The organism is Legionella sp. (assembly GCF_047605385.1).
Lineage (GTDB): Bacteria > Pseudomonadota > Gammaproteobacteria > Legionellales > Legionellaceae > Legionella.
The window spans coordinates 1-10957 of the sequence record NZ_JASGFU010000078.1 but is presented as its reverse complement, the minus strand read 5'-3'; the positions used below and the strand labels follow the sequence as shown (position 1 = coordinate 10957).

Here is a 10957-nt window from a genome sequence, read left to right as displayed (position 1 = left end):
AGGACTCTGCTTTACTCTCTGAAAATTAGACTAAAAAACTCCGAACTGGGGTTAAAATAAGTAAATATTGTATAATAATTGGTTGTTTTGTCAACATATATTTTAGTAAATTGCTGTTCTTCACTTACTAAATGAATTTAAGAATCTCATAAAGGTATATCTATTAAGCTAAGTTTTCGAAGCGAATGCTTAAGCAGTGTATAAGATAAACATTAAAAAAATTTAATTATTAACAATTATAGAACAATATTTCTTAAAATGACTGTATTATAGTTTACTGTTTCAAATATATGCTTAATAAGACAGATTATTTGGAGATGATGATGAAGTTATTAGCTATAGACAGTAGCATTCTTGAAAAACATTCAGTTTCAAGGCAATTAATGGCGCAATATCTTAATTGTTGGCAACAGAATTATCCTAATTTTGAAATCATCTATCGTGATTTAAATCAGCAACCTGTAAATCACTTATCCAGTGAGGTGCTTAATGCTAAACAACAGCCATATGATTTGCTTTCAGCTTCTTTAAAAAGTGAATTAGAGTATTCAGAGTTATTAATTACTGAATTTCTAGAAGCTCAGGAAGTTGTGATTAGTGCTCCTATGTATAATTTCACTATCCCTACCCAATTAAAAGCATGGATTGATCGCATTTTAGCGGCGGGACGTACTTTTAAATACACAGAGCAAGGGGTTATTGGTCTTGCTGGAGATAAAAAAGTGACTATTATTTCGACACGGGGAAATCATTATTCGAGTAATGAAACCATGCAGATGAAGGATCACCAAGAAAGCTACTTAAAGACAGTCTTTGCGTTCATAGGTATTAATCAAACTAGTGTTATTCGTGCCGAAAGTTTACATTTGAGTGAGTCACTCAAAGAGAATGCCATCGCTTTTGCTGAGCAAGAGATTAAAGCGCATTTTCTTCATCGCGAACAAGTTTCATTACGCTAGCGAAAAGGTATTATTATACTAAGTCTAGATATTTTAATATCAGATCAAAATTCTGTCGCGCAGGCGAAAACGCAATGGCGTCAACTTAAGAAGTTTAGTCGTCATTCTGAGGTGCTTGCGACGAAGAATCTCCGGTATTCGGAGATCTCTCGCTAACGCTCGAGATGACAAAGTTTTGATCTGGTATGAAAATGCTGAGCGAATTTCTGTAATTAAAAGCGATAAGCAACGCGAGCAGTTACTGAATAAAGAAACGGATAGTAGGCATCCACAGGACTTAATTGTGATTCACCATATCCAGCTGTATAATTGCCGGCAATTTCACCCACGATTCGCTCGGTAAAATTATAATTGATTCCTGCTCCAAAGGTAGGTGTTAGACGCCAATCATCAATGATCATATCTTCTCGATAAAGCGCAGCACCACCGGCACTGGAAAATACTCTGAAGTTGCTGTTAGGTATTAACAGCATAATTTTACCCATCAGACTAATTGCTTCTGTTTTGGTTGTTAAACTAAGCTGATGGTCATGAGTGAAGCTGAATAAACTAAATTCATTAAAATAAACAGTTGAATTAGGATAACGAACATAATTTGCTTCAACTGCAAAACAAGGGGTAAATTCATAGCCCGCCATCACACCCCAAGTAGCTCCACCTTCTTCAACATCGACTGGGGTTGAAAGAGATAAGGCGTCATTTTGATTTTCTTTCGAAGCAACTAGACCTTGCCAGGTAGTAGAACCATATCCGGCAATAGCACCTACATAAAAATGATGGTTTGCAGTATTTTTAATTCCTGCCTGGCATAGAGTAGTCGAAAGAAGCAAAATGGGAGATAGAATGGTTTTTGTTATTTTATAACTCACAATTGAATACTCTTTATTATTTTAAATTGAATAAAGGTTGAGCCGAAGCTCAACCAATTGGATATTTTTATTGGCAGGCATGTTTTGTTGAGCTGCACACTCTTCCTCGTGAGTCGACACCACCTTGACGGTAACAGTTCCAGTTATCCACACAGTCATCTGGAGTGGTATATTTTTGATATTCGCAGGCTTTTCTTAATGAACCAAATACACTGATCATGCGTGCATAAAGCATGTTCATGTCCTGGCACATAACGGCTGGAAGGCCTGAAGCGATGCAATAACAAATTGCTGCTGTTTTAAATGAAGGGCAAAAACCAGGGTCATTTGTTGGAACAGCCTTAGTACATGCAGCAGAGAATGCAGATAGACAATAAAAATACATCAGAGCAGCAAAAATTCTTCGCATCATATTTAATACCTTTAGTCAGACAGAAATACTGCCATAATGTATCAGAAAATAAATCCAGCTGCAAAATAGATAATTTGTTTATGATTCAAAAGATAATGAAGAGTCGTATTGAGAGTTGGTTATCTTTTTATTATCAGTCAATGTGGCATCAATAATGCGAATTACCTCTTTAGCAATTTTTTCACGAAATTCTGGCTGTAAATTAGCTGAAATCACTAAATAATGTTGCTTCTGACTGTTATTAAAAAGAAAGCAGGCTTCAAATACATAATCTATAGCGAGTAAATCACTAAAATCTTGTTTGATCGGTTTTTGTTTTAAACCAAAAAGATTTGCACTTTTTATCGGGTCAGTAATGAAATTATTACGGACATTCAGGTTCATAATAAAATGCGTATCGCGTTTAAAAAACATAAGACGAGCAATACTGTGTTGCAAAATCTTGCGATAAACTGCAGGTATTCTCAGTAGTTTGCTCCATAATGGGGTCAGTAGTTTGATACAAGCACTTAAAATACGTTTATTGTTGGAGTTCAAGGTACTGACTGCATTGAATTTGATTATGTTTGATGTCTTTTGGTAATTACTCGTATCGATGGTTGATTGCTGGATCTGCTTTGATAAGGCTTCCAATGTTGCATTATGATTCAGAGAAATTTTAATTGGTTCTACACGCAAGAAGCAGCCTACAGAATGATCATAAATAGGATTATCACGTGTTGATTTAATAATATTCATGAGCATAAAGGGTATTTCATGTTGATGGTTACCACAGCAATTACGCAGAGCTAATGAGAGAACAGCGCATAAGCCATTATTGATACTGATGTGATTTTGTTCACAAAATTGTTTTAAGATATGAATCGTACGTTTAGATAATTCAGCATAGGTTGAATAAGCAAAATTAGATGCTTTCATGTCTTTTATGATGTATTGCTTGGGGAATGAAAAAAATGAAGTATCTTTAAAGTAATCATCCCAAAAAGCGATGTTTTTATCCAACGAGTTTTCCAAGATATGACGCTCAGTAAATACATATTTTTTAAAATGCGTGTCTGTTTCAATAGTATTTAATTCGTATTTTTTATTATAAAGACAATAGAACTTTGATAAATCGCTAAATAAAATCTCTATGGATGCATCGTCGATAATGATATGTGGCATGCCTATTTGCAATTCAAACATATCATTTTCTAAATAACAAATCTTAGCCAAAATTAGGGGGCTATGTTTAGACCATCCTTGAAAATTGCTTAATTCAATTAAGGAGTGATTTAGCTCTTTTTCGCATTCTTGTTCAGAAAGCGATTCAAAATGTTGCTCAATCAATTGCCAGTCCGAATTTTTTCGTACTTGCTGCATGGGTTGCAGTTTTAATATTTGATAGAGAAGTACTTCATGTTTTTTTAAAACGGCTGCAAAGGCAAAGTCTAAAGCTTCTTTATTAATACTGCCTTGAAAACGTTTGCGAGCAACGATATTTAAATTTTTGATTTTGGATTTTTCAAAGGTATCAGCAATCCATAGTAAAAATTGGAAGTCATTTAAAGGTACATTCACCATTTGGTTGTATTTGACTTCGTTCAATTTTATTTTATCTGGAGCTGGTACAGTTTGTTTTTGAAGAATAGTGATTAATTTGGCAATACAGGTTGCTTGATAAAAATCATGTAAGCTAATGTTTTTCTCTAATTGATGATTTATTTTTGAAACCAGGCGTGCTGCGGATAAAGAATGGCCTCCAAGTTCAAAAAAATTATCGTTTAAACCAATTAGATGTACTCCAAGTTCTTCTGACCAAAGGTGTGTGATCTGTTTTTCTATATCTGTAGTAGGTTCTAAATAAGGCTGAGTGGATTTTAAACGTGGTTGGGGCAATGCTGCTTTATCTAATTTACCATTGGCGGTAAGGGGTAAGCTTTCTATTTTAACAAATGCTGTTGGAATCATATATTCAGGAAGGTGCTTATGTAAGAGCTCACGCATTACTCTCTCTGTTATCAGAGCATCGCTCTCTTCCAGTACATAATAAGCAATTAAATGATGCTCTTGTAAGGCATTCTTTTGGGGGACGATTGCTGCTGTTTTGATCAATGGATGAGTCATTAAACATTTTTCTATTTCACCTGGTTCAATACGAAAACCACGTATTTTGATTTGATCATCAAGTCGTCCCATGTATTCAAGCATACCATCAGCGCGAATACGGCATAAATCTCCGCTTTTATAAAAACGGACATCAGTTCCAGTATTAAAAGGATCTAAAAGAAATTGTTTTTGGGTTAGCACCTGCTGATTTAAATAACCACGTGCCAGGCAAGTTCCGCCTATAAGTAACTCGCCAGCCTCTCCATCGTTTACAATCTTATGTTCTTCATCAACTACTAGAAAATTCATATTTAAACCGGCTCTACCAATAGGTACATTAACTTCAAATTCGGAACGATTTTCAAAGTTTAGTTTATAAACGCTAATAGCAACTGTAGCCTCGGTGGGGCCGTATTCGTTAAATAATGCCTGTTCAGAATAGAGTTCTAGCCAGGCTTGGCACTCGAATGCGGTTAAATTTTCTCCACCTAACACAATTGATTTGAGGCTGGGCAGAGCAATGAAATGACTCTTGGCTTCTTGTAAAAGAACTTTAAAATAACTAGGTGTCAGTTTAATCAGGTTAATTTCTGAGTTGGCAAGATGCTGTAAATATAAAGCAGCATTTTTTTTGACGTCTTCATCACAAATTACTACCGTCAATCCTAGCATTAAAGGAACAAGCGAGACAGAGATTGCCATGTCAAAAATAGGGTTAGAAGAAAAATCAACACGCTCTTGTTTTTGACATCCAGTATATTCTGCAAACCACTGACAATAATTAATTACAGAATGATGCTCAATGAGAACTCCTTTGGGAGCACCGGTAGATCCTGAAGTGTAAATCACATAAGCTAAATTAGCTGGATTAAGTGTGCATTCTGCATTGCTCGTGTTCTGTTTCTGTATTTGTTCTTGGTAGTCATCAAGCAAAACAAGTTTCCCACGATAGGCATTAAATTTATCTTTGCATACTAATTGAGTGATTAAAATTGGTGCTTGGCTATCATTTAAGAGAAAAAATAAACGCTCTATAGGCTGTGCCGCATCAATAGGTAAATAGGCGCCGCCTGCTTTTAAAATGGCAAGAATTGCAATTAGAAAATCAAATGAACGTGGCAAGCATACTGCAATCGGAGTATCAGATTCAAAACCATGCTCCAATAAATACCAGGCGAGCTGGTTTGCTTTTTGATTTAACTCACCATAGGTCAGCACTGCAACACCATCAGTGGCTGCTATATGTTTAGGGAACTGTTGTGCATGTTCCTCAAATAAATGAGGTATTGTTTTATTAATGTCCATTATTCTTAGTTATTATTAGGGTAATAGGCGATCTAGCCATTTGGGTAGATACCAATTCCATGATTTAAACAGTGCCATAGTAGCTGGTACTAAAAAGCTTCGTATCAAAAAAGCATCCATAAAAATCGCTACGGCAATTCCTAAACCAAAAGCTTTGACCATCAACACATCAGCAACTAAAAATGAACCGCAAATCACAACAACTATTAAGGCAGCACTGGTAATGATACGACTGCTTTTTTCGATTCCAAAAACAATGCTTTTATTATTATCTTGAGTGAGTAGATAAGCTTCTTTGATTCGAGATAATAAAAAGACTTCATAATCCATTGAAAAACCAAATAAAGCACAGAAAATAATAACTAATAAACTGATATCGAGCATCCCTTGCGGTTCAAAATTAAACGTTTTAGACAAATATCCTTCTTGGAATACAAATACTAAAGCGCCATATGAAGCACAAAGGCTAAGTAAGTTCATTAAAATTGCTTTAAATGGTAAGAAAATCGATCTTAATAAAATAAGAAGTATAAGGTAAGAAAAAACCATAATCCATAAAACGGCATAGGGTAATATGCGATAAATACTATGTAATACATCGATGTTACATACTGCGGTTCCGGTTAATTGTAAATCTAAACCATGAATAGGTTTTAAATTTCGTAGTTCTTCGATCAAGGTTTTGGTTTCTGGGGAATTTATTGGGTATTTGCTGACAATATTGAGTACGGTTAGATTCTTAAGAGTGGTTGTGGCTAACAATTGTTTCACGTAAGTGTCTGCAAGCCCTTGTTTCGTGTGGTACAAGGAATAATACTGACTTTTGCTAAGATCAGAACTGCTGCTGATAATACCCTCAATTTTTTTAATACGAGGATTTTTCTTCAGCTTTTCTACCAGGTCATAAATTTTATTTAAATTTTTCTTACTCAAAATGGAGGTATTCTTGGAATGAACGATTAACTGAATCGGATTAAGCTCCTGGGCATTAAATTTTTCTGCATAAGTATCATAAAAACTACGACTAGGTGAGTGTTCAGGAAAGATCTTATAATCTGAGATACCGAGTTTTACCGATAAGAATGGATAACCCAATACTAATAAAATTACCAGGATGGTAAGAAAGAAGGTATAGGGTCTACGGACTACACGTTCGGCAAGCCAATGCCAGCAACTGAAATTATTTTCTGGATTTCGTTTAATCAGGTGAATGGACAAGAAGTCGATTTTATTTTTTAAAACGGCAAGAATGGCGGGAAGCAGGATGGTTGAGATAAATACGGCAAAAAATACAGCGGCTAACCCACCCACAGCTACAGAAAATAAAATATTAATTGGAAATAAGAACAGAGCGCTAAGACTCACAAAAACTGCAAGCCCGCTAAAGAAAATTGCTTTTCCGGCACTATTTTGGGTAACAGCAATCGCTTGACCAGCTGTTAATCCATTATGCAACTCATCACGAAAACGATTAATAAAAAATAGGGAGTAATCCAGGCATAAACAAAGTCCGAGTAATAAGGCAATATTGATGGTAAAGACCGAAAGAGTAAAGTAATGCCCCAAGAAGTAAAGTGAAGTAAGAATGATTACTGCACAACCACTACCTAATATAATAGGAAGCAGGGCGGCAGTTACCGAGCCAAAGACGAAAATCAGTGTAATAATTGCCACCGGTGTTGCAATAAAATCAGCTTTATAAAGATCAATTTGTGTCTGATTAGTCACATGTTCAACAAATTGTGGTTCACCACCAATTTGCATGGTCATATTTGTTGGTTTTTTTATTGTTTTTTTAAAGTTGGCTAGTTGTTCATCACTAATAGGCTTTAGTGATTTTAGGATGATCACAGCATAGGCTGTATGCTTGTCTTTGGATACTTGGTGGTTTTTATAAGGTAAAAGTATCTCGTGTTTCATGGGGAAATCATCCAATCCAGCCAATGATTTTTTTATTTTGGCTGAAAATTCAGAATCGGATATGTCCAGCTTGGAACTGTGATACATGATGAGGAATTTATTATTACTATCATAACCAAATTTTTTATTGAGGTAGTTTGTTGCTTTGGCACTGCTTGAATGCTCATCAATAAATCCGGTTGTTTTAAACGGATCCATGAGATTCGGCATAAAAGGAATGCATCCGAGAATTGCAAGAAGCCATAGAATAATAATAGGCCAACGAAATCGATTGATAAATTTTCCTACTTGGTAAAAAACCATACTTTTCTCATTTTTCTAGTAGAAATCATTAAACTTAAAATCATATAAAATGATGACTCTCTAAATATATTAGTATAAATTAGCCAACTTGCTGGATTTAGACATTGAAAAGGTATTTGTGCATCACTACGAGGATTTGATAACTATTTTTCACGCCTGTTTCGGTGCTGAGTATAACACCAGATTAGTAAAAGGTGATAACGAGCCGCTTTATTTACCGGCAGACGAACAACAAAATTATCATGCGATTTATTTTGCCCACGGTTTTTTCAGCAGTGCCTTGCATGAATGTGCACATTGGTTGATTGCTGGGGAAGAACGTAGAAAGCTGATTGATTTTGGTTATTGGTACGCCCCAGATGGCCGCACTGCAGAGCAACAAGCTCTTTTTCAGCGTGTAGAGGTCAAGCCTCAGGCTTTGGAATGGATTCTTTCAAAGGCTGCAGGTTATCGATTTCGTGTTAGTAGTGATAATTTAGATGGTGACGAGGGTGATACTAATGCCTTTAAACAGGCTATTTACGAACAAGTGATTCATTACTGTACATTCGGCTTGTCTGTACGAGCAAAGAAGCTACGCGATGCGCTAAGTCATTTTTATAATCACGCCTGTGTTTTACGAGCAGAAGATTTTTCTTTGGCAGACTTAATATAGAGAGGCAGTGCGTCCGGAACGGATCTCATGTTTATTTTTTTCTAATGGTGCAATACTACTCCCAGAGTCCAATCCATGCTTTGGTCTGGAGGTATTATATTCACGATTTGGTTCGGTGAAAAACCATAACCGTCAACTAATAATGCATAGTAATAAGCGGGGAGCAAGCAATAGGCGTCGGCATATTCATTATTAGGAAGTTGGCTATTCAATGTTTCCCATTGTTGTTGACATACTAACTCATTACCTTGGTGTAATAATTCTTGAGGTGTTAATTGATTATTAGTGAATTTAAAGGGTTTACTGTTGGCCAGATTCGAAAGTCCATCAATGGCATACCAAGCATGTACTGGATTAGAGATTAAAGATGGCTGAACGATACGGTTTGCCTTGTGTACATTATTAATCAAAGAAGCAACATTTTCAGCACATTCATGAGCGTTTCCTGTGCCAATTTCTCCATCAGGAAGAGGGTAATTGTTGGAAAAGCAAGGTGTAGAATCAAGCAGTTGATGCGTCATTTCATTTTGGCCAAGCCCAAGAAAACTTTGAACAAATACATTAATCCGTTGGCCATAGAGATCTAAGGTAACTTGCTTTCCTTTACTGATTTCGTCATTAAGATTCGTTTGTACTGGAAATGCAACTTGTGTGGACGCACCTCCATTATCAATCACACCTACTGCGTGTTTGGTTGTTGATTTTAAAGTACCAAGTTTATAGTTTACTGCAAGCCAATCGTAAATGGCCTCATCATCACCGGTAATTGTCTTCGCTTCTACTATTTGCCAATCTGGGTGTTGGTTAAACCAATTTCTTAGATTGTCATAGTGGGATTTTTGTTTTACTAAGGATACAAGACGCATGCCGGCAGTGGCGTAAAAATATACTGGCATTTGTTGAGCAGGAGCACCAGCGAAGAGGCCAGTTATATAGGCATCAATAGTGCTTGGGTCACTATCAATAGTTGCAAAGCCGGGTTTGATTTTTTTAGCCCATAGTTCATTAATATTGATTGGGGTGTTGGTTTCATCAAGATCGTAGGTAAAAATATGTAATCGTGATCCTGTGCTTCCTGCATCTACTACTGCAAGGCAGTGATGGTCGGCACAAGGAGTTGATTGAGCATAACTAGTGGTATTCATGAGGAACAAGCAGGAGATTAAGAGCAGAAAACGCGGCATCAATTATTCCTTATGTAAAATTAGTGTGCAAATAATACACTATGTGTTTTTTTATTTCAATATGTTGCGGTCGCAAAAAATGATGATAAACTGATTTTCTCACAATAAAAATAATCAGTTTTACTCTTTTTGAGCGATTATATCATGATCAATAAAAAACATCGCGGTTCTCTTTATGCTGTTTTATCGGGCTTTTTATATGGTTTTATTGGTTATTTCGGTATTAGTGCGCTACATGGCAATCTCTCGGTGAGTACCATGCTGTTTTGGCGCTTTTTTATTTCCAGTACTGTGATTGTATTGGTACTTTTTCCAAAGCTTAAAAAGCCAAGCGATACATATAAGCAAATGTGGAGCGCTTTTTTTAGCGGTGCTTTTTATTATGGATTCTCGACTTTACTTTATTTTTTAGCCTGTAAATACATTAATTCTGGGCTAGCAATGGTGCTCTTTTTTACTTATCCAGTGATCATTATGTTGATTAATTTCCTTGTGTACAAGCAAAAAATACCTCAAATTTATTATTTGGCAATTCTCATTATTTTGGTGGGAATGTCTTTTTTAGTGGATATGAATGAACTATTTTTTGATTTATGGGGTATTTTATTAGGTATTGTTTCTGCATTTTTTTATGCTTGTTATATTGTTGTGAGCAAGAGAAATAGTTTGTCGCCGAATCTATCCACGTTGATGGTGTGTTTAGGGTGTATGGTAACCTGTTTCGTTGTATCGTTTTTTAATCATAGTTTTGTTATTCCTTCCTCCAGCACCGTTTGGTTGCATTTATTAGGCATTGCGATTGTGGCCACAGTGATTCCTGTTTTATTGATGCTGTATAGCTTGCAATACATTAGTTCTGAAAAAGCATCGATTTTATCTGTATTAGAGCCAGTATTTGTGGTTATTTTAGGTATTTTGCTTTTGGGGTAGTCTTTACGCTTTTTAAGTGCTGCAGGTATTGTATTTATTCTTGTTGGGGCATTGATTACCTTATTTAGCGAGAAACTTAAATTGGAGTCCATGAAATTTAACTGGACTCGAGCTGAAGAGTCATAATACTTTTCGTGAACGTTACCGTTTGCGTTACCGTTACCGAATGAATCATGGCTCACAAGATGAATGATGTTTAAAAAACATTAGAGGCAGTATTTTAAAAATGAGTCTCCAGAACTCAAGCAATTTCGGTAACGGTAACGCAAACGGTAATGTTCACGTAATGGCGTCAACTTAAGGATTTTTAAATAGAGTTGTAGGTTGGGCCT

7 protein-coding genes and 1 pseudogene are annotated in these 10957 nt (G+C 35.9%); 3 read left to right on the top strand and 5 right to left on the bottom strand.

Annotated elements, in window-relative coordinates:
• Positions 1–290 precede the first annotated feature (290 nt).
• Positions 291–959, top strand: a complete 669-nt coding sequence (locus QM652_RS12670) for an FMN-dependent NADH-azoreductase (RefSeq protein WP_415076373.1) — start codon at positions 291–293, stop codon at positions 957–959.
• 212 nt (positions 960–1171) lie between these two features.
• Here the strand turns inward: QM652_RS12670 and QM652_RS12665 are convergent, their stop codons facing one another.
• The 4 genes from QM652_RS12665 to QM652_RS12650 form a co-directional block, all read right to left on the bottom strand.
• Positions 1172–1828, bottom strand: a complete 657-nt coding sequence (locus QM652_RS12665) for an outer membrane protein (RefSeq protein WP_415076371.1) — start codon at positions 1826–1828, stop codon at positions 1172–1174.
• A gap of 67 nt (positions 1829–1895) precedes the next feature.
• Complete coding sequence (locus QM652_RS12660; protein WP_415076369.1) at positions 1896–2240, bottom strand: hypothetical protein; 345 nt, start codon at positions 2238–2240, stop codon at positions 1896–1898.
• A 78-nt stretch (positions 2241–2318) separates the two neighbouring features.
• Complete coding sequence (locus tag QM652_RS12655; RefSeq protein WP_415076367.1) at positions 2319–5633, bottom strand: amino acid adenylation domain-containing protein; 3315 nt, start codon at positions 5631–5633, stop codon at positions 2319–2321.
• A 15-nt stretch (positions 5634–5648) separates the two neighbouring features.
• Positions 5649–7856, bottom strand: a complete 2208-nt coding sequence (locus tag QM652_RS12650; RefSeq protein WP_415076365.1) for an MMPL family transporter — start codon at positions 7854–7856, stop codon at positions 5649–5651.
• Positions 7857–7974: 118 nt separating this feature from the next.
• Between QM652_RS12650 and QM652_RS12645 the strand changes: the two genes are divergently transcribed.
• Complete coding sequence (locus QM652_RS12645; protein ID WP_415076375.1) at positions 7975–8511, top strand: elongation factor P hydroxylase; 537 nt, start codon at positions 7975–7977, stop codon at positions 8509–8511.
• Between the two features lie 41 nt (positions 8512–8552).
• Here QM652_RS12645 and QM652_RS12640 read toward each other — a convergent pair whose 3' ends face one another.
• Positions 8553–9695 (bottom strand): multidrug DMT transporter permease, encoded by a 1143-nt coding sequence (locus QM652_RS12640; protein ID WP_415076363.1) that lies wholly within the window; start codon positions 9693–9695, stop codon positions 8553–8555.
• Between the two features lie 144 nt (positions 9696–9839).
• On the opposite strand from QM652_RS12640, the pseudogene QM652_RS12635 reads away from it, so the two are divergent.
• Positions 9840–10751, top strand: a pseudogene (locus QM652_RS12635) (DMT family transporter).
• The last annotated feature ends 206 nt before the right edge of the window (positions 10752–10957 follow it).

What these genes read in the sequence shown, in the direction of transcription:
- QM652_RS12670 (WP_415076373.1), top strand. Translation starts at nt 291, where the DNA reads ATGCTTAATAAGACAGATTATTTGGAGATGATGATGAAGTTATTAGCT.
- QM652_RS12660 (WP_415076369.1), bottom strand. Translation starts at nt 2,240, where the DNA reads ATGATGCGAAGAATTTTTGCTGCTCTGATGTATTTTTATTGTCTATCT.
- QM652_RS12650 (WP_415076365.1), bottom strand. Translation starts at nt 7,856, where the DNA reads ATGGTTTTTTACCAAGTAGGAAAATTTATCAATCGATTTCGTTGGCCT.
- QM652_RS12640 (WP_415076363.1), bottom strand. Translation starts at nt 9,695, where the DNA reads ATGCCGCGTTTTCTGCTCTTAATCTCCTGCTTGTTCCTCATGAATACC.
- QM652_RS12655 (WP_415076367.1), bottom strand. Translation starts at nt 5,633, where the DNA reads ATGGACATTAATAAAACAATACCTCATTTATTTGAGGAACATGCACAA.